The 18,120-nt window shown below is 31.9% G+C and carries 23 protein-coding genes and 1 pseudogene; 5 read left to right on the top strand and 19 right to left on the bottom strand.

Annotation, left to right across the window (positions count from 1 at the left end; all coding sequences use genetic code 11):
- Nucleotides 1–138: 138 nt before the first annotated feature.
- On the bottom strand, nucleotides 139–498 hold the full coding sequence (locus P3U32_RS09650; protein ID WP_323702928.1) for a HesB/IscA family protein: 360 nt from the start codon (nucleotides 496–498) through the stop codon (nucleotides 139–141).
- A 15-nt stretch (nucleotides 499–513) separates the two neighbouring features.
- Nucleotides 514–750: a YuzB family protein gene (locus P3U32_RS09655; protein ID WP_323702929.1), complete on the bottom strand. Its 237-nt coding sequence runs from the start codon at nucleotides 748–750 to the stop codon at nucleotides 514–516.
- A 152-nt stretch (nucleotides 751–902) separates the two neighbouring features.
- On the opposite strand from P3U32_RS09655, the gene P3U32_RS09660 reads away from it, so the two are divergent.
- Nucleotides 903–1,967, top strand: a complete 1,065-nt coding sequence (locus tag P3U32_RS09660; RefSeq protein ID WP_323702930.1) for an NAD(P)/FAD-dependent oxidoreductase — start codon at nucleotides 903–905, stop codon at nucleotides 1,965–1,967.
- Between the two features lie 78 nt (nucleotides 1,968–2,045).
- Here the strand turns inward: P3U32_RS09660 and P3U32_RS09665 are convergent, their stop codons facing one another.
- The gene (locus tag P3U32_RS09665; RefSeq protein ID WP_323702931.1) at nucleotides 2,046–2,372 is read right to left on the bottom strand and encodes a YuzD family protein; all 327 of its coding nucleotides are present in this window, start codon (nucleotides 2,370–2,372) and stop codon (nucleotides 2,046–2,048) included.
- Between the two features lie 109 nt (nucleotides 2,373–2,481).
- Between P3U32_RS09665 and P3U32_RS09670 the strand changes: the two genes are divergently transcribed.
- On the top strand, nucleotides 2,482–2,724 hold the full coding sequence (locus P3U32_RS09670) for a NifU family protein (protein ID WP_017001072.1): 243 nt from the start codon (nucleotides 2,482–2,484) through the stop codon (nucleotides 2,722–2,724).
- A gap of 14 nt (nucleotides 2,725–2,738) precedes the next feature.
- On the opposite strand, the gene dltD is transcribed toward P3U32_RS09670, so the two are convergent.
- From dltD to P3U32_RS09710, 8 genes are all read right to left on the bottom strand, one after another.
- Nucleotides 2,739–3,923, bottom strand: a complete 1,185-nt coding sequence (gene dltD / locus P3U32_RS09675) for a D-alanyl-lipoteichoic acid biosynthesis protein DltD (RefSeq protein ID WP_323702932.1) — start codon at nucleotides 3,921–3,923, stop codon at nucleotides 2,739–2,741.
- Nucleotides 3,920–4,156: a D-alanine--poly(phosphoribitol) ligase subunit 2 gene (gene dltC / locus P3U32_RS09680; protein ID WP_323702933.1), complete on the bottom strand. Its 237-nt coding sequence runs from the start codon at nucleotides 4,154–4,156 to the stop codon at nucleotides 3,920–3,922. The genes dltD and dltC overlap by 4 nt, the downstream gene beginning before the upstream one ends.
- 15 nt (nucleotides 4,157–4,171) lie before the next feature.
- Nucleotides 4,172–5,392: a D-alanyl-lipoteichoic acid biosynthesis protein DltB gene (gene dltB, locus P3U32_RS09685; RefSeq protein WP_323702934.1), complete on the bottom strand. Its 1,221-nt coding sequence runs from the start codon at nucleotides 5,390–5,392 to the stop codon at nucleotides 4,172–4,174.
- Entirely contained in the window at nucleotides 5,389–6,849 is a 1,461-nt protein-coding gene (gene dltA / locus P3U32_RS09690) for a D-alanine--poly(phosphoribitol) ligase subunit DltA (protein WP_323702935.1), read from the bottom strand. The genes dltB and dltA overlap by 4 nt, the downstream gene beginning before the upstream one ends.
- A gap of 15 nt (nucleotides 6,850–6,864) precedes the next feature.
- Nucleotides 6,865–7,008 carry a teichoic acid D-Ala incorporation-associated protein DltX gene (locus P3U32_RS09695; RefSeq protein ID WP_323702936.1) on the bottom strand — a complete coding sequence of 48 codons (144 nt, stop codon included), beginning with the start codon at nucleotides 7,006–7,008 and terminating at the stop codon, nucleotides 6,865–6,867.
- A gap of 181 nt (nucleotides 7,009–7,189) precedes the next feature.
- Entirely contained in the window at nucleotides 7,190–8,155 is a 966-nt protein-coding gene (locus tag P3U32_RS09700) for a 2-hydroxyacid dehydrogenase (RefSeq protein WP_323702937.1), read from the bottom strand.
- Nucleotides 8,156–8,173: 18 nt separating this feature from the next.
- Nucleotides 8,174–8,944 carry a TIGR01457 family HAD-type hydrolase gene (locus P3U32_RS09705; RefSeq protein ID WP_323702938.1) on the bottom strand — a complete coding sequence of 257 codons (771 nt, stop codon included), beginning with the start codon at nucleotides 8,942–8,944 and terminating at the stop codon, nucleotides 8,174–8,176.
- Nucleotides 8,931–9,374 (bottom strand): DUF86 domain-containing protein, encoded by a 444-nt coding sequence (locus P3U32_RS09710; RefSeq protein WP_323702939.1) that lies wholly within the window; start codon nucleotides 9,372–9,374, stop codon nucleotides 8,931–8,933. Before P3U32_RS09710 ends, P3U32_RS09705 begins: the two co-directional genes overlap by 14 nt.
- Before the next feature lie 109 nt (nucleotides 9,375–9,483).
- On the opposite strand from P3U32_RS09710, the gene P3U32_RS09715 reads away from it, so the two are divergent.
- On the top strand, nucleotides 9,484–9,753 hold the full coding sequence (locus P3U32_RS09715) for a DUF3055 domain-containing protein (protein WP_323702940.1): 270 nt from the start codon (nucleotides 9,484–9,486) through the stop codon (nucleotides 9,751–9,753).
- A gap of 622 nt (nucleotides 9,754–10,375) precedes the next feature.
- Here P3U32_RS09715 and P3U32_RS09720 read toward each other — a convergent pair.
- From P3U32_RS09720 to P3U32_RS09755, 8 genes and pseudogenes are all read right to left on the bottom strand, one after another.
- Nucleotides 10,376–10,753, bottom strand: a pseudogene (locus P3U32_RS09720) (YutD family protein); the annotation flags it as partial.
- Between the two features lie 12 nt (nucleotides 10,754–10,765).
- Nucleotides 10,766–11,683: a lipoyl synthase gene (lipA, locus tag P3U32_RS09725; RefSeq protein WP_323702941.1), complete on the bottom strand. Its 918-nt coding sequence runs from the start codon at nucleotides 11,681–11,683 to the stop codon at nucleotides 10,766–10,768.
- Nucleotides 11,684–11,758: 75 nt separating this feature from the next.
- Nucleotides 11,759–13,090: a bifunctional metallophosphatase/5'-nucleotidase gene (locus P3U32_RS09730; RefSeq protein ID WP_323702942.1), complete on the bottom strand. Its 1,332-nt coding sequence runs from the start codon at nucleotides 13,088–13,090 to the stop codon at nucleotides 11,759–11,761.
- A gap of 12 nt (nucleotides 13,091–13,102) precedes the next feature.
- Complete coding sequence (locus P3U32_RS09735; protein WP_323702943.1) at nucleotides 13,103–13,924, bottom strand: sulfite exporter TauE/SafE family protein; 822 nt, start codon at nucleotides 13,922–13,924, stop codon at nucleotides 13,103–13,105.
- A gap of 11 nt (nucleotides 13,925–13,935) precedes the next feature.
- Nucleotides 13,936–14,784 carry a DUF72 domain-containing protein gene (locus P3U32_RS09740; RefSeq protein WP_323702944.1) on the bottom strand — a complete coding sequence of 283 codons (849 nt, stop codon included), beginning with the start codon at nucleotides 14,782–14,784 and terminating at the stop codon, nucleotides 13,936–13,938.
- A gap of 139 nt (nucleotides 14,785–14,923) precedes the next feature.
- Entirely contained in the window at nucleotides 14,924–15,283 is a 360-nt protein-coding gene (locus P3U32_RS09745) for a YxeA family protein (RefSeq protein WP_323702945.1), read from the bottom strand.
- A gap of 253 nt (nucleotides 15,284–15,536) precedes the next feature.
- On the bottom strand, nucleotides 15,537–16,790 hold the full coding sequence (locus P3U32_RS09750) for an N-acetylmuramoyl-L-alanine amidase (protein WP_323702946.1): 1,254 nt from the start codon (nucleotides 16,788–16,790) through the stop codon (nucleotides 15,537–15,539).
- A 19-nt stretch (nucleotides 16,791–16,809) separates the two neighbouring features.
- Entirely contained in the window at nucleotides 16,810–17,130 is a 321-nt protein-coding gene (locus P3U32_RS09755) for a phage holin (RefSeq protein ID WP_323702947.1), read from the bottom strand.
- 140 nt (nucleotides 17,131–17,270) lie between these two features.
- Between P3U32_RS09755 and P3U32_RS09760 the strand changes: the two genes are divergently transcribed.
- A complete protein-coding gene (locus tag P3U32_RS09760) occupies nucleotides 17,271–17,600 on the top strand; it encodes a helix-turn-helix domain-containing protein (RefSeq protein ID WP_323702948.1) in 330 nt (109 codons plus the stop codon).
- A 32-nt stretch (nucleotides 17,601–17,632) separates the two neighbouring features.
- On the top strand, nucleotides 17,633–18,097 hold the full coding sequence (locus P3U32_RS09765) for an ImmA/IrrE family metallo-endopeptidase (RefSeq protein ID WP_323702949.1): 465 nt from the start codon (nucleotides 17,633–17,635) through the stop codon (nucleotides 18,095–18,097).
- The last annotated feature ends 23 nt before the right edge of the window (nucleotides 18,098–18,120 follow it).

Here is an 18,120-nt window from a genome sequence, read left to right on the forward strand (position 1 = left end):
CTTTCTAATATTTGTTTGACACTGAGGAAAGTCGTGTCACTTTGTGCTTTTTGTCACAATCAAAGATAAAACAATTTACATACAAGGTTTATTGTATATTTTTATAAAGATAAATTCAAGTGTCAGACATTAAAATAATTAACAGTTCTCAGGTGTTCCTGCAACGTCCTTCGTCTTAAATGAACTTCCACATCCGCATGCTGCAATCGCATTAGGATTATCAATCGCAAATCCACCACCCATTAAGGATGTTTTGAAATCAATTGTAGTCCCATTTAAGATGGGTGCATCATTCTTATCTACTAATACTTTAACGCCAAAATACTCTAATATTTCATCATTTTCAGCAGGTTCAGCTTCTGCCGCCATTCCGTATGATAAACCGGTACATCCGCCACCTTTTACAGATACTCTTAAGTATCCATCTGGCATATCGTTATTCTTCATCATATCCTTTACTTCATAAGCTGCTGCTTCAGTTAATATAACTGTTGACATATTTATTCCTCCTTCTTAAAAAATCCAATTTTCTTCTATATGGCTATATATGTTTTCTAATAATTCTTCTGGTGTCTCTCCCTTGACCATATCTCCATTTACTAATGCATATAACCCTCTAGCACATGGTCCGCAATTCTGTAGACAACCGTATTCCAATACATCTACTTCAGGATCATTGTCGAGCTTGTTAAACACTACATCAGCACCTTTAGCCATGTTAGAAATACAAAATTCGACAATCGGGTTCAATGTGTTCACCTACTCCTTAATATTCGTTAAACTATTTTAACATTCATTGTAGTTTATGCCAAAAAAGATTATACTAAAACTATACTTATGTATTATAAAATATATACATACAAATTTGTAGAAATTTGATTTATGGGTAAAGGAGAATAACGATGAAAAGCTTAGTATTATTAGGGGGCGGATATGGTAATATGCGCTTGATGAAAGAAATCTTACCAAGTACATTACCTTCCGATTATTCAATTACGCTGATTGATCGTATGCCATTTCACGGATTAAAAACAGAATTCTACGCTTTAGCTGCTGGAACAACACCAGATAAAGATGTTCGCGTTCAATTTCCAAATGACAAAAAGATAAATACTGTGTATGGGGAAATCACTGACATTGATTTAGATAATCAAATTGTTTCAGTTGGTGACACAAGAGTGGATTATGATGACCTCGTAATCGGTCTAGGTTGTGAAGATAAATATCACAATGTACCAGGTGCGAAAGAATTCACTTATAGTATTCAAACGATTCAAAATGCAAGAAAGACTTACCAATCAATATGTGACTTACCGAGCGGTGCAACAGTTGGTATCGTCGGTGCAGGGTTAAGTGGTATCGAACTTGCAAGTGAATTACGTGAAAGTCGTAAAGATATTCAAATCAAATTATTCGATAGAGGTTCTCGAATTCTTCCTGCATTTCCAGAAAAATTAAGTAAATACGTTAAAAAATGGTTCGATAAACATGATGTTGAAGTTATTCCAAATTCAAATATTACAAAAGTTGAACCTGGTAAATTACACAATAACGAAGATATCCAAGATATTGATTTAGTTGTGTGGACAGCAGGTATTCAACCCGTTGAAATCGTCAGAAATTTACCTGTTGATACAAATGATGGCAGAAGAGTCATTGTGAATCAGTATCACCAAATTCCAACATATAAAAATGTATATATCGTCGGCGACTGTGCTGCTTTACCACATGCACCAAGTGCATACTTAGCAGAAATTCAAGCTGATCAAATTGCTGAGGTAATGAAATTACAATGGAATAATAAACCATTACCTGAAAAAATGCCTGAGTTAAAACCACAAGGCTTTGTTGGTTCATTAGGTGAAAAGCAAGGTTTTGCTTATTTAATGGAACAAACAGTGACTGGACGTTTAGCAAGAGTCATTAAATCAGGTGTCCTTTGGTTATATAAATATCATAACGGATAATATGAAAGAGACAGGAATATTCAAATTCCTGTCTCTTTTAGTATGTTGACAAGCACTTTTAAGCACTAACTCCCCTATTTAAGAAGTGCTCACTATATGATTATCAACGTATTTTGTAATTTGTTTTAATTGAATATATCCATCTGCAACATATTCATCATTAATAATTACAAGTGGATAGAACAGTTCATCTTCATTAATTCGCTCAATGAATTGTTGGTCATGGTCGGTTAAATTTTCAGTTTGATTGATAATATCGATGTATGTGTATTCAATATCTAAATCTGTATACTTTCTACCTAATATTGCTTGTAACCATTCGTAAGTATCTTTCGATGATGGTGCATTCACACAACTCGCACACACAACATCTGCACCGTAAATCACTACACTTGCTTTAGACATATAAACGTCCCCTTTAGTTTTCATGAATAGATTTTTTAGTTTATATCCATTATAATAGATAAATAAGATAAATGTATCTATAAACACTTGATGAGAGGAGTACCGATAAATGACAACCGAACAACAAACAATGTTTGATCAAGTCAGTGATGTACTTGAGAAATTAAGACCGTTTCTATTACGTGACGGTGGCGACTGTGAATTAGTTGATGTTGACGATGGTATTGTTAAACTACGCCTACTTGGTGCATGTGGTACTTGCCCAAGTTCTACGATTACTTTAAAAGCCGGCATCGAACGTGCTTTATTAGAAGAAGTACCCGGTGTTGTAGAAGTAGAACAAGTATTTTAATAAAAAAGAAACGCTTAATCGATTTTTCGATTAAGCGTTTTTTGTTTAAATCTATCATTGATATGATTCAACATTTGTTCATCAAGATAGACCCAACCTTTCCATCCAATATGAACGGCGTCATTAATAACGTATGATTCATATTCTTTATCTGTAATGTCGTAAAGTTTCATATTATTCGATGTGATGATGTTATTGATTTTCTTATAAACGACTTCCCGTTTATTTTTATCAACATTGATATGATCATACCACTTACCATTCGCAGGAATCACCATAAATAATGGATCTGCTTTTGCTTCTTTTAAAGCATCAATTAATAATTGTAAATCATCAAACTCTTTAGAATGCGCATTGAACTCATAACTTCGGTTATATCTCTTACGCTGTTGATTTAATAACGACCAATATTGATCATTCATTCCAAATTCATTCGATGACGAATGCTTTGCACCATACTGACTGTCATATCGTTTCATACCTGTCCAATCCATTTCACCTATGTGTCGAGGCGTGTATTTAGGAATGACACTTTGTTCTCTCCCAAATATTGATTTTAAAGCATCGTGTTTTTCATAAATACGATTTTGAAAATCATTCATAAACGTGCCTTCTTCATAGGTGTTATTATCTTTTTTTACAGCTGAGTTTAAATAATTGTCGGATTTCAATTGTTTAAACTCTAGTAATCGTTGTGCAAAACGGTCTTTCAATTCACTGCTGATCGCTGGGTTTTTAAACAGGCGATCTACTTGTAATGGCGAATACCTCGCATCAAAATTATCATTCGTTAAACCGTGGTTCGTAAACCATTGTGGCGAAATGATGATACCCACTTTTTTACCTTCGAGATTTTGTGCTTGGCTAGCAACATTAATCGCATGAATCAAATCAGTTGATCCACCCTTACCTATTAAATATGGTTTTAATTTTGAATTTTTGTCTTTCAAAATATGTGCCGGATGAAATATGTCTTGTTTCTCTAATTCACTTGAACCAAATATAGGATAATATCGGTTACTTCTCAACATTTCTTCTTGTGAATGAATACCTTTTAACACCGAATCATTAAGTGATGTTGCTTCTTCATGAATATTTTGTCGCTTTGATAAAGATGTAAACCAGTCTACTGGTATCAATAAGAATAAGCCAAATAAAATTCCACTAATAAGTAATGGCAGCAACCATTTTAATTTCATTGTAATTCCTTAAGTACATTTATAATTTTATTTGGTGTTGCCCACTCATCTCTATCAAAATCAGTAATCGTGACATCAATATCTAAATTATTTTGTATTTCTAACAATAATCCAACTGTTGCGAATGAATCAATAATACCTTCATCAAATATTGCAATATCTGGATTTTCTTTAACAATATCATTTTCTGCTACGTCTGCTAATATATTTAATACTTGTTCATCAAAATTCATTATAAATCTCCTCGTTTAATGTATTAATTTTCCTGAGAATAATAAAAATCCAAATGCGACACTATGGAACGTGATTACTATTGCTACAGCATTTGTAAATTTGTTATTCCATTTAGGTGGATGTGCTTTTCGCCATTGCTCATAGTATCCATAACCAATAAATAATAACGCGTGATATAAGCCATATAGAATATAATATGTCTCAATACCATGCCAAATACCCATAATAAAGAAATTAATAAAAAATCCTAAATTAGAAATTAATAGCTTATCTTTTAATAATTTTTCTTTAGATACCCAAAAGACAAATCGCATATAAACACAATCTCTAAACCAGAATGACAAAGTCATATGCCATCTATTCCAGAAATCTTTTATATTTTTAGCTTTAAATGGTTGGTTGAAGTTGAGCGGTGTTTGAATGCCAAATAAATAACTGAACGCGACGGCAAACAAACTATATCCTGCAAAATCAAAAAACAAATAAAAACTATATCCGTACATATAGTACACATAATTTAAAAATGTAGGATCTGTATCTATAGATACGACGTTAATTACATATTCGTTAATATAATAAGCAATGATATATTTATATAAAAAACCTAGAAATATCATATGTATTGCTTTCAGTAACAACGAATAATATTTTTCAGGATCTATCATTTTATCTTCATCTTTAATGAACCTTTTATATCTATCAATTGGTCCTGAAGATATCGTTGGGAAGAACGTGATGAAATCTATGAGTTTTAATGAATCAATGGATTTAATTCTATTGTCACGTATCTCCATAATGAGCTGAATGCTTTTGAAAGCAATATATGAAATACCAAGAAAACCGATAAATTCAATTACTCTATTACCGTGAATCATCAGTTGATGTTCACCTAACCAACTACTTTGCAGAACTTTAACAATGATTAACGGTAAAATCGACAAAAATATAGTGACTACAAATAGTTTGAAGTTGTTTAATTTTTTACTAATAGTTATGTAAGATTTAATTAAAACAACTTGATAACAAACATATAAAGTAAAGAATATAATTTGAAAACTTAAATAAGGATTATCAAAAATGTTTTTACTATCATCTGAGAAGATAAGTACAAGCATGATTAATGTGATGATTCTATTGTAAATAAGACTTCTTTTACCTATTAACCCTAAGACAATTACAGGTATCATTAACGTTAAGGTAATTAAGAAATACGTAAAGTCACCGTAAGGTATCATGATTGAATCTCCTCTAACACTTTTTTCCTATCCAATTTACCGTTTACTGTCAGTGGTAATTGATCCACAAATCTAAACTTTCTCGGAATCATATATTCAGGTAATTGCAATTTAAGTGCTGCTTTTACCTGTTTGGACATTTCCGCTTCATTAATGGTACTCATTTCAGTTAATACTAAAGTGGCGTACAAATATTGAACCTTTTCTCCATTTTTAATTGGCGTTATCATCGCTTGTTTCACTTCTGGTAATTGTTCAAGTATCATTTCAATTTCTTCAAGTTCCATTCGATAGCCGTTTATCTTAATTTGAAAATCTAAACGTCCTTGAATGAACCAATATCCATCACGGAATGTTGCTTTATCTCCTGTATGATAATGCACTTTGCCATTTATATTTTTAAACACTTTGTTATGCTTTTCTTTGTCCTTGAGATAACCTTGACTCACACTTTTACCGATAATTACTAATTCACCTCGATCTGTCAGCTCAATTTCTGTGTTTGGTCTAACTGTTCCAACAGGTAAAGGATTAAATTGATCAAGTATGTCTTGCGTAATTTGTACACCCGTAATCGCTACTGTCGCTTCTGTAGGTCCATACGTATTATAAATCGTCGCATCACGGTATAAATCAAGCAATTTCTGTGCAGTCTTATGACTAAATATCTCTCCGCAAAAGAAAAACTGTTTCAATTTCGGATATTTATCTTGATTAAAATCAGGTAGTAATAAACACATTTCTAAAAATGATGGCGTTGATACCCAACTTTCAACTTCACTATGATTTAATAAATCATATAGTTCTCTTGGCTTTTCAATCATTTGTTTATCGACTAATTCCAACGTACCGCCTGTCATCAAGCATGGGTAAATTGACATCACTGATAAATCAAATGAAAATGGCGCTTGATTTAACCATTTCTTATGGTTACCAACTTTATTTAAATCAGTCATCCATTGAATAAAGTCTAATAAACTTTCATAGCTGATTTGAACACCTTTAGGTAACCCTGTAGAACCTGAAGTGAAAATTGTATAAACCGTTTGCTCACGTTTGATAGGTTCAATATCTTCAAGGCGTATTTCAGTTTGGACACAATCCTCTATTGTAATTTGCTCTATATGTAATTCGTTCAATATTTTTCCAGTTGTATTAAAAATAAAAACAGGTTCTACCTTCTCTATGATATGTTCTATCCTTTCTATCGGAAGAGAAATATCAATTGGAACGTACCCATTACCTGCTTTCATACTTGCAATCATTCCTACAATCATAAAAGGTGACATATGACCGTATAATACCAGTGGTTGTTTAGAATGACCTATTAATGTAGCTAATTGATTCGAGTAAAAATCGAGCTCACCATAAGTTAAAGATGTTTCTCTATAACTTATTGCTACATTATCAGTATGATATTCACTCATATACGATAATTGTTCTAAGATGTCTCTCATATACTTACTCCTTTATTAAAATTCGTTATAAATAAAATTATTACTCGCGTTCCCGCCACCATAAATCCAAAATAAAATAAGCATGATTACAAAATAGAAAAGGGTTAATCCGACTATTTTTGCATTGTCAGTTTGAAATATACTTTTAAATTTTTCCATTGTTAATCCCCTTTTGTTTATATGTTTTGTTTATTCTATTTCAATATTATATTCTATGTATCCATCTTTATCAATTAATATATGTAAAATAATAGCATTTTTTGTATTTAAAAGGAAAATGTATGTTGAAAATAAAAAGCCCTCAAAACTGAATCATCGTTTTGAAGGCTTTTATTAAATATTAAATTTTAACTGGTGTCAGTGGTTCATCACCTTTAATTATTTGAATTGTATTATCTACACAAAGTTGAACCATTTTATTTCTTGTTTTTAATGAACTACTACCAATATGCGGTACGACAATGACTTGATCCATTTTTAAAAATGGATGATCATTTGCTATCGGTTCTTTCTCAACAACATCTAATGCTGCACCTAGTATTTCATTATTATTTATCGCATCGACTAAGTCATTTTCAACTATATGAGGACCACGGCCAATATTAATGAGTATTGCAGAATTTTTCATCTTCTCAAATGCATCTTTATTAAAGATACCTTTTGTTTCAGGTGTTAAAGGTGCTGTACATACAACGAAATCACTTTCTTCAAGTAGTTCTTCAAATGAGCGATACTCGACATTTAAACGTTGTTCCGCTTCTTCTTTTCTAGAGCGATTATGATAAAGTACTTTGCAATTAAATCCTAATAATCTTCTCGCAAATGCTTCACCAATTGCACCCATTCCGTATATACCTACCGTTGAACCATGAACATCTTGACCGGCTAATAAATAAGGTCCCCAACTTTTCCATTCTCCATCTTGAACATATTCAACCGCTTCAACAATTCGTCGTGCAGCAGTTAACATTAAACTGAATCCTAATTCTGCCGTCGTTTCAGTTAATACTTCAGGTGTGTTCGTTACAATCACTTTTTTCTCATGAGCAAGTTCTAAATCAATGTTATCAAATCCGACAGCTAAATTAACAACACCTTTTACATTTGGTGCCGCTTCAAAAAATATTTCGTCTATTTTTTCACTTAAAGTCGTTATGACTATAGTAGCGTCTTTAGCTTCTTCTAAAAATTGTGCTCTAGGCATAGGTTCTAATTCGCTATCCCACATTTTTACTTTAGCAAGATTCTCTATTTGTTGAACGAATTTTTCTGGTAACTTTCTTGATATTAATACTTTCTCTTCCATGATTCCAACTCCTTAATGTTATTCATTAATGACTTCGAATAAATTTTCTACACTATATGTAGGTAATACTTCCTTCTTGTTAATTTCATCTAAAGTTGTCACGCCTGTTTGTACATGCAACGTATCGATGCCACTATTAATACCAGCTAAAATATCTGTATCATATAAATCACCAATCATGACACACTCATCTTTAGAAAGATTTATCTTTTCTATTGCTTGTTCCATAATAATCGTTTCTGGTTTACCGATAAAAATCGGTGTAATGCCTGTAGATACACTAACAACACTTGTAAGTGAACCATTACCAGGTAAGAAACCTCTCTCATTAGGTATAGACACGTCTTTATTTGTAGAAATAAACTTCGCACCATTTCTTACTGCTAAACAAGCTACAGATAATTTTTCATAAGAAATATTCACATCAAGTCCAACAACAACATAATCAACATGTTCATCATCTTTAATGATTAAACCTGCATCAGTAAGTGACTTTCTTAATCCACTGCCACCAATCATATATACTGTTGAACCAGGAGCGATTTCACTAATATATCCAGCTGTTGCCATCGCTGAAGTGATTACATGTTCACTTGATGTTTGAAATCCCATATTATTTAATTTTTCAGCAACTTCATCTGGTGTTTTTGATGAGTTATTCGTTACAAATAAATAATCTTTATTTTGTTCATTCAAATAACTGATAAATTCAATTGCACCTTCAATCACTTCTGTACCTTTATACATCGTTCCATCTATATCAATTAAATAACCTTTATAATCTTTCATTTTTATCTCCTTCACCAAATGCTGTGATGGCTACATTTTCATTAACTAAAAAATGTTTCGTATCCGCAATTGCCTGTTTATAATATGGCGTTGCTTGTTCAAATGCTTTTCTTAAAGCATCATGATCAATATTTTCATAATTACGTGTTAATTCTTTTCTATAATCAATGGAAATTCTAATCTCTTCAGCAGTTGAAGGTTGAAACACTTTTTCAAGTTCCATAATGTCAATTACGTCTTTATAATTGCCCGGATCTCTTAAAATAAATGCATCAATAATTAAATTCCCAACATCTACAACCGATTCAATCATCATATGAGCAACTCTTTCTAACGCGTATGGTGATTGCTTCACATCTTCAAAATCAATTGTTAATTGTTCTAAGTAGTTCAATTTTAAATTCAGTGTTTTACTATCCACAAAATACATGTAGAAAACCTCCTATTCATATATTATAATATCATAATTTTGAATTATACGGCATTGCTCTGTATACTTATCAATGAAACTATCCCTAAAAATAAAGGAATGAAATCACATGATAGATATGTTTTTATATGATGAACAAGATGAAGCAAAAATACAATTCGTAGGATTTGTCGGCGAGCATAGCCGTTATGACTTAACACTCATTTATACCGACAGACATTACGGAAAAACTATTGTATTAAATACACAAAATAATAAATTTGGAATTATAGGTAAAGATGATTTAGAAGAAGAAGGATATATCAGTCATATATTAGGATTGTCAGCGGAAGAAGGCGACGAAGTTACTGAATATTTAAATGATGTAATTGATATTTAGTTTAATTGAGGTTATTTTTATGAATGATTGAGTTGTGTATGTACGTAAGTGTCAGAATTCCGGATTGTGATCGTTAGAATGCTGTAATTGCCAGAATTCCGGATTGTGATCGTTAGAATGCTGTAACGGACATTATTCCGAATTCTGTCCCTTAGAACCGTGTAACGGACACTTTTCCGAATTATGTCCCTTAGAATCGTGTAAGGGACATTATTCTGAATTATGTCCCTTAGAATCGTGTAACGGACATTATTCCGAATTATGTCCCTTAGAATCGTGTAACGGACATTATTCCGAATTATGTCCCTTAGAACCGTGTAACGGACACTTTTCTGAATTCTGTCCCTTAGAACTGTGTAACGGACACTTTTCCGAATTATGTCCCTTAGAACTGTGTAACGGACACTTTTCCGAATTATGTCCCTTAGAATCGCAGTATAGAAAAAAGAGGCTGGACACAATGTTATGTCTCAGCCTCTTTTCGTAATTATAAATAATCTTTCAAAGTATTTCGAGGGGTCTGTGGTGCTTCGATTTCCTTGATTTCTTCAACTTCATCGACTTGCTCCACTTCTTCCACTTTTTCTACTTCTTCAATTTCATTTTGTTTCTTAGATTCTTTTTTACTATTTTGTTGTATTGTCGGTTCTATTTTTACGTTGTCTAATTTACTATCTTCATCTACAAAGTCAGCGTCTTCGGCTGTTAATTTTGCAATTTCGGATTTCGAAAGTCGTCGTAACACAAAATACTTACATCCAAAGTTACAATATTCTAATAAGTAATCTTGAATAGCTGAAAAACGTTTGTTAGCATCGCTTTTTTTATTTGAATCATGGTAAAAACCTTTTAATCGTAATTGATCATATCCAAAATCGCCAACAATAAAATCATATTTATCTAGAATTTCAGAATAACGTGATGTAAATTGTTCTTCATTAAATGATTTTTGATCATCTTTAATTACTTCAAAATAGCTTTGTTCTATTTTAGTTAACATTCAATCACCTTATTAATTATTAAGTGCTTGTTCACCTAGAATGTGTTTTTGTTTAGCTGCTTCATTAACTTGTTCATCTGCATGATATGAACTACGTACCATTGGACCTGCTTGACAGTGTTTAAAGCCTTTTTCCATAGCAACTTTTCTTAATTTACCAAATTCTAATGGTGTATAGTACTTTTGTACATTTAAATGTTTACGTGAAGGTTGTAGATATTGACCAATTGTCATAATGTCTACTCCATTTGCGCGTAAATCATCCATCGTTTCATAAATTTCTTCTACAGTTTCTCCTAATCCAACCATTAAACTTGATTTCGTTGGGATATCTGGATACATTTCTTTAGAACGTCTTAAGAATTCAAGCGTACGATCATACTTAGCACGTGCTCTAACTCTTGGCGTCAAACGTCTTACTGTTTCGATATTATGGTTTAAAATGTCTGGTTTTGAAGCCATTAATGTTTCTAAAGCTTCATAACTTCCACCCATATCTGAAGGTAAGATTTCGATTGTCGTATAAGGATTTAATTCTCTAACTTTACGTACAGTTTCAGCGTAAACCGTTGAACCTGCATCTTTCAAGTCATCTCTTGCAACTGCTGTAATAACAACGTGTTTTAAGTTCATTAATTGAACAGATTCTGCTACACGTTGTGGCTCATCTAAATCTAATTCATTTGGAAGTCCTGTTTTTACAGCACAGAAACGACACGCTCTTGTACAAACAGCACCTAATATCATAAACGTTGCAGTACGTCTTTCTCCCCAACATTCATGGATATTCGGACATTTTGCTTCTTCACAAACTGTGTGAAGATTTTTCTCACGCATCATTTTCTTCAAGCCTGTATAGTTCTTATTCGTATTTAACTTTATCTTTAACCAGTCTGGTTTACGTAATATTTCTTCATTCTTGGTAGCCATATACGCATACACCCTTCTATAATTAATTTTCATCTTTGTTCATTATAACAAAAAACATATAAATTTAAATGCTCGTTACGCTTTCTTTTCACTTTGCATAATTTTTTGTTCAAAAATATTTCTTAAAAAGTCAGGCATAATATAATTGATATCCATTTCTTTTAACGTTGGGAAGTACCTTCCAAATGTATACATATCAATCGTACCTAATTTATAAGTACTGTTATCTTGAATTTCTTCACCTTTAACGAAGCACTGTCCAGTCGATTCTATATAGCCGATATTTTTAAATACATATCCTCCAAAAATATCTCCTCTAAAACCAAACCCTATTGCTACTTCGTCCATATAAGATTGTTCCATTGCTTTATAAATAATTTGCTTCAGTTCTATACCTTTGAGCTCAATTGAAACTGTGTTAATTGGATGTGGCAACATTTGATGAATATCGTATTCAGTCAAAACATTCCCCGTCTTTCCTTTAACAATAAGCCCTGCATTAATAATTGCACAATCTGCCTCTGTAAATTCAAGTATACTTTCACATAATAAATCCGTTGTATAACTCGCACTGTTGACGCGTCGAGGAAGAGAAATCTCTTGATTGAAAATTGGTTTACTTAATAAATCTTTACCTTTTTCTTCATAATTATTCTCAACTTCATCTAACGTTTTTGTATCTAATAAATGTGCTTTTTTACTTATGACTTTATGATCCTCGATTTCTAATTCCACTGTACCAACATAATGACCATACTTACCAGCTGCCGCCATAAGTACACCATTCTTTTCTTCACCTTGTTCAAAGTAATGATGCGTATGTGCGCCAAAAATAACATCAATTTCCGGACATTCTTCACATAGTTGTTCATCAAAGAATATACCAACATGACTTAATACGAGTAACACGTCGTAGTCTTCTTTAATTTGTTCAATTTCATTTTTTAAAGCAAGTAATGGAGATGTAACTTTCCAATCTAATGTCTCATAAATATGATTAAATGGCGCGGTAAGTCCAATCATGCAAACATTTAAACCATTGATGTGCTTTACAACATGAGACGTGAGATGTTCTGGTAAATTACCTTCTAAATCAAATAGATTACAACATGTAACATCAAATTCAGCATCTTTATAGAGTCGATTCAATGCTTCATGAGAAATTGTCATACCTTCGTTATTACCGAGTGTAACGACATCTACACTGCTTTCATTCAATATATTAATATTTTCTAAGCCTTGTGAAGCTTCCGTTAATGGATGAAACAAATCTATATGATCGCCAATATCAATATATAAAGAATCATGTTCTAGCTGACTTCTCTCTTCTTTAATATATTTTGATATTTTTGCATATGTATTTAAGTGACTGTGAATATCATTTGTATGAAATATCGTGAGTTTCACTAATCCAACTCCTTATAGAACACTTTTTAAAATCAAATATATACCTAAGATTAATAACGTAATTCTCAATACTAATACTACTGTATCTGAATTCATTTTACTGTTTACTTTCACGCCAATTTTTGCACCGAAGTAACTTGAAACAATAAGCACAATGGCATGTACCCATAATACATTTCCTTGAATAACATGACTGACAGAACTAGATAAACTTGAGAAGAATATCATCATCATACTTGTTCCTACAGCGACATGTGGTGGGAATTTAAATACAATGATCATTAATGGTGTCATTAATGCGCCACCACCTATACCAAATAGCCCAGTTGTTATACCTACAACAAACGCAGATACCACAGCCATTACAGGTGGGATACCATAGCGATGATGCACACCTTTTTGATCAATGAATGATTTTAAATATTTTTCTTGTTGAAAATATTTAATCGGTTTGACGTGATTACGAATCATTAAAATAATAGATACTATGATTAAAAATAATCCAAAGTATAAATTAAATGAATCTAATGTAAAATATTTACTTAAATACGCACCAACTAAAGAACCAGGAATAATACCTACTAAGAATATTAATCCATTCTTCACATCCACTTGTTTCGTTTTTAAATAGCCTAGTGTTGCAGTTAATCCTGTTGTAATCAAGATAACTGAAGATGTTCCGATTGCTTTTTGAGGTGTCATTCCAGACAATAATTGGTGGTCAATTCCAAAGTAAACAAGTGAAGGTACGATGATAATGCCTCCACCAATACCAACAAGTGCCCCAATAATTGCCGAAAGAACCCCTATGATTACTAATACTAAATATGCCACTACTGTCACCTCTAAAATAATTTAAGTTGTTTTGGCGCTAAACCTTCATAATTTATATCTAATATATTTTGGTAAGTTTTAGCATTTTGTGCAGCGTGACCACCAGAGTTATTATTAAATACAACATAAATGTCTTTCGCTTTATGATTTAAAATCTTAACTTTTTCGCTTAATTCCTTTAATTCTTCATCATTATAATCATATAGATACCTTACATTTCGCCATTCTTGATCAGTCATATCCTTTTTTGTCCAACCATTCACATTTCGACCATGATATCGAACAAATGCAACATCATGTGTAATACGATTAACTAAAGGAATAGAACCTTCTCCACTTTGAGGCTCATCACAAACACTATGAATGAATTTCATATTCGTTAAAAATTCTAACGTATATTCCTTAACATCATCTTTAAACCACGATCGATTTCGAAATTCGATACACACATCAAATTCCTTTAATTGCTCTCGAACGTACCTTAAATAATTAATATTCTGCGGTTGTAAATCAAACCACGGTGGAAATTGGACTAATACCATTGCCAATTTATTGGCAGCTTGTAAAGGTATAATAGAATCTTTAAATAAATTAAATAACGCTTCTTTACCTTCAGCAAAATCAGTCACTTCAGCATGACCAGTTAACGCTTGATGAATCTTTACTATAAATTTAAAGTTTTTCGGCGTTTCTTTAATCCATTTTTCGATGTTTCTATGAGGTTGAATTGCGTAATATGTTGCATCTAATTCCACAATTGGAAAATGAGCAGCATACGTTTTTAATTTATCTTTTTTATTCGAAAGATCGAGATATAAATCATCATGATCTCCCCAACCAGTTAGTCCAATATTTATCATTTATCATCACCACTTTTATCATAACACATCGTATATTTATAGTTCAGTTAGTTTGTTTTATTCATGAAAATTAAATAAAAAAGAAGCTAAGTTAAATTAATTAACTTTAGCTTCGATTGTTAAACATATTTGATTCCTCTTATTTACTTACTTTTCTTTCAAATTCTTTTTTAGTTATATATTCAATAAAAAAAACATACTTACCTTTATGTTCAATTTTCACAAATTGACCTGATGGGTCATGTCCTTTAAAGGAAAGTTTATATCGATTTTTATTTCCTTCTTCATCATAAGACGTTATATTTTTATAATCTTGTATTTCTATTATTTCTTCTCTAGTCTTTGATTCTGCATCTTTATAAAATGGTACTTCTGCATAACTCCATTGCTTCTCAACTAACGGATTTACCCTATCTAAATATGGTTCTAAGTATCTCAGCACGAATAATGAAAAGACTGCAAAAACTATGATTATAAAACTATATATCCATTTTTTCATCCCAATCACTTCTTCCCTTTATTTTAAGTTAGCTTAATTATAATATATTCATTTCATAATATTCTGTCAATATGTTTTTTGTAATTAATTTACAACATAAAACCCGCACACCTTATTTGTCGGTGTGCGGGTTTTATGTTATATTTACATTACTATATAGATGTCTTACTTAAACATTTAAATGATGGCCGTCATTGTAATATGTTTTTGTTAAGGCATTTTTTTATTGTTTTCATTCATTTCAACTGCTCCTTTATTTTAATTTCAACACTTGTCCTACGTAAATGACGTCTGATTTTAGTCCGTTTAAACTTTTTAATGTAGCTACGGATACGCCTGTTTTTTGACTAATTCCCCATAATGTATCTCCTGATACTACTGTATACGTCGTTGGTGTACTTCCAATTGGTGCGCCATGAATGGCTTCTGCTAGTGATTTTGTATAGTTATTTAAATTACTTTTAATTGCGTTCATGTCTTTAGTTGAAGTAATGAATCCTAATTCTACAAGTCTATAATTGATATATTCTGCTTTGGCAACATTACAATGTAATAGATCACTTCTTTGTGTAATGCCACGAATTGTTCCTACATATTTCTGAATAGATTGTTGTAATCCATTATCAATATAATCTGGTGCTAATCCACTTGGAATAATCACATGTCCGCCTGATGCTGTTGGTCCTGCTGAATCTAAATGAAATTCAACAACTATTTCATATCCTTGTGATTTAACCCAATATAATCCATAGTCTGTCTTGTTCCCAACTTGTTCTCCATATGCTGTATCTTGATACATATCTTGGTCTTTTCCATAAACTGCTACTGTATTGCCTGCTTGTTTAAGATAATTGGCTACACGGTCTACAATATTTGCTCTAATAAAATCTCTTTCATTTGTTCCATTTCCTACTGCTCCTGGATCATTATATCCATGTCCTGCTACGATCATAATTTTTCTACTCATTTTAACTACTCCTTTATTATTTGATTGGTCTAATTTTTGATTTAAATTTGTAATATCATATTTTTCTATTGGCATCCCACTACATACTCTCGTGACTTCATTAGTAATGTCTTCGCCTTTTCTTCTTAATTGGATATGCAAGTGGGCGCTCATTGGATTTCCTGCATAATTACTATTTCCTTGCAGTCCGATGATATCTCCTTGATTGACTTTATCACCTTTCGAAAATTTCAAAATATCTCTTTGCATATGTCCATAAATCCAGTCATTACCGTTGCTATCTCGAATTTCCATTGTCCCACCGAAATTCCCAAATGGTTCACTGAGTATGACTGTTCCACTTGTTACTGCAGGTATTTGATCCGTCTTGTTGTTAAATACATCAAATGCTCTATGGTATCCACTGCAATATGCATCATAATTGATACCACCTTCAATATAATTTCTATATCCGTACTTATCGGGATACCCCTTATATGTTCTTGGATCAGAGGAAATCTCCCAACCTTTCTTTGTTAAGTAATCAATTGCTGTTAACATTTAATCATCCTTTTCTTTTTTATTTTTTTCCTGATTGTTTTAAAAATGTTTCTTGGTCTCTCGATCGACTTGTTAAAATGAAAGTATTTTTCCAAATGCCATATAGTACGAACACTATTGGGATACCTGTATTTAATACGTTCATCCACGCGTCTAACTTTTGAGGATTCAACCAATCTATATAAATTCCAGATGCGCTCAATGCTAAATATACTGCACCTATAAATCCTCCAATCATAGCTATAAATTGTTTGATCTTATCTGGATTTATTTCGATTCGGTTATCTTCCTCTGAATAATCAAAGTTTACTTTGTCTGATTTGAAATTCATTTTAACCATTTCGTTCACCTCCTTGGTTACACTATAGTATAACTTTTGGTTGACGTCAATAACTTTGAGTTATATTTTTTGTTTTTTTATTGAAATAATATAACTAATAGTTATAATTAAGGTATCAATTAATTAAGGAGCGGGAACTTATGGTGTCTGGAAACAAACTCTCAGAGCAAATCAGTTTACTTAGAACTAAGCAGGGCTGGACGCAACAGAAATTAGCAGATGAATTACAAGTTTCAAAACAATCCATTTCATATTGGGAAACAGGTCGTAAAGCACCAAAGATGAAGAAAATCGAAGAAATGGCGCAATTGTTTAATGTAAGTGTAAGTTATTTATTAGATGGGGAAACTAAAACAACGTATAACTCAACCGCAGAAACAATCGCTGCTCATTTAGATGGAGAATTAACAGAAGCAGAACTCAATAAAGTGCTAGAATATGTTGATTTCTTAAAACATCAAAATAAATAAAGATATCAATAGAAAATTATGGTGGGGATATATTGAATAGATATGAAAAGACGCTTATCAATAATGAGCACATTATCATTAAAGAAACAAATAACCTTCCTGATCATTTGAAAGGTCTATACGTTGATGGGTTAATTTTATTGCAGGAAAATTTAACTGACAAAGAAAAACTTGAAGTATTAGGTGAAGAATTAGCACATCACGATATTTCATATGGTAATATCATCGACACAGATGAATTATGGAAATGGAAATTTGAACATAAAGCACGTAGACTTGGTTTTGAAAAAATCATTCCACTACAAAATATCGTCCAAGCATATCAATCAGGTGTCCACAACAAGTTTGAGCTCAGTAACTATTTAGATGTATCAGAAGGGTATATTGATGAAGCACTTGAACATTACCAACAAAAATACGGACTAAGTACGTGGCATGAACATTTTTTAATTAAATTCAATCCATTACAAGTATTTGAATACAAAGAAATTAAATAACAGCGTATAAGATTAGCGAACTA

Origin of the sequence: Mammaliicoccus sp. Dog046 (assembly GCF_034039665.1) — a bacterium.
Lineage (GTDB): Bacteria > Bacillota > Bacilli > Staphylococcales > Staphylococcaceae > Mammaliicoccus.

Bases quoted from the DNA above. Each gene is read 5' to 3' on its own strand.
- P3U32_RS09660 (WP_323702930.1), top strand. From the start codon at position 903: ATGAAAAGCTTAGTATTATTAGGGGGCGGATATGGTAATATGCGCTTG.
- dltC (WP_323702933.1), bottom strand. From the start codon at position 4,156: ATGAATTTTGATGAACAAGTATTAAATATATTAGCAGACGTAGCAGAA.
- lipA (WP_323702941.1), bottom strand. From the start codon at position 11,683: ATGGCTACCAAGAATGAAGAAATATTACGTAAACCAGACTGGTTAAAG.
- P3U32_RS09760 (WP_323702948.1), top strand. From the start codon at position 17,271: ATGGTGTCTGGAAACAAACTCTCAGAGCAAATCAGTTTACTTAGAACT.
- P3U32_RS09650 (WP_323702928.1), bottom strand. From the start codon at position 498: ATGTCAACAGTTATATTAACTGAAGCAGCAGCTTATGAAGTAAAGGAT.
- P3U32_RS09750 (WP_323702946.1), bottom strand. From the start codon at position 16,790: ATGTTAACAGCAATTGATTACTTAACAAAGAAAGGTTGGGAGATTTCC.
- dltA (WP_323702935.1), bottom strand. From the start codon at position 6,849: ATGAGAGACATCTTAGAACAATTATCGTATATGAGTGAATATCATACT.
- dltB (WP_323702934.1), bottom strand. From the start codon at position 5,392: ATGATACCTTACGGTGACTTTACGTATTTCTTAATTACCTTAACGTTA.
- P3U32_RS09695 (WP_323702936.1), bottom strand. From the start codon at position 7,008: ATGGAAAAATTTAAAAGTATATTTCAAACTGACAATGCAAAAATAGTC.
- P3U32_RS09755 (WP_323702947.1), bottom strand. From the start codon at position 17,130: ATGGTTAAAATGAATTTCAAATCAGACAAAGTAAACTTTGATTATTCA.
- P3U32_RS09710 (WP_323702939.1), bottom strand. From the start codon at position 9,374: ATGTATTTTGTGGATAGTAAAACACTGAATTTAAAATTGAACTACTTA.
- dltD (WP_323702932.1), bottom strand. From the start codon at position 3,923: ATGAAATTAAAATGGTTGCTGCCATTACTTATTAGTGGAATTTTATTT.
- P3U32_RS09705 (WP_323702938.1), bottom strand. From the start codon at position 8,944: ATGAAAGATTATAAAGGTTATTTAATTGATATAGATGGAACGATGTAT.
- P3U32_RS09670 (WP_017001072.1), top strand. From the start codon at position 2,482: ATGACAACCGAACAACAAACAATGTTTGATCAAGTCAGTGATGTACTT.
- P3U32_RS09715 (WP_323702940.1), top strand. From the start codon at position 9,484: ATGATAGATATGTTTTTATATGATGAACAAGATGAAGCAAAAATACAA.
- P3U32_RS09740 (WP_323702944.1), bottom strand. From the start codon at position 14,784: ATGATAAATATTGGACTAACTGGTTGGGGAGATCATGATGATTTATAT.
- P3U32_RS09745 (WP_323702945.1), bottom strand. From the start codon at position 15,283: ATGAAAAAATGGATATATAGTTTTATAATCATAGTTTTTGCAGTCTTT.
- P3U32_RS09700 (WP_323702937.1), bottom strand. From the start codon at position 8,155: ATGGAAGAGAAAGTATTAATATCAAGAAAGTTACCAGAAAAATTCGTT.
- P3U32_RS09665 (WP_323702931.1), bottom strand. From the start codon at position 2,372: ATGTCTAAAGCAAGTGTAGTGATTTACGGTGCAGATGTTGTGTGTGCG.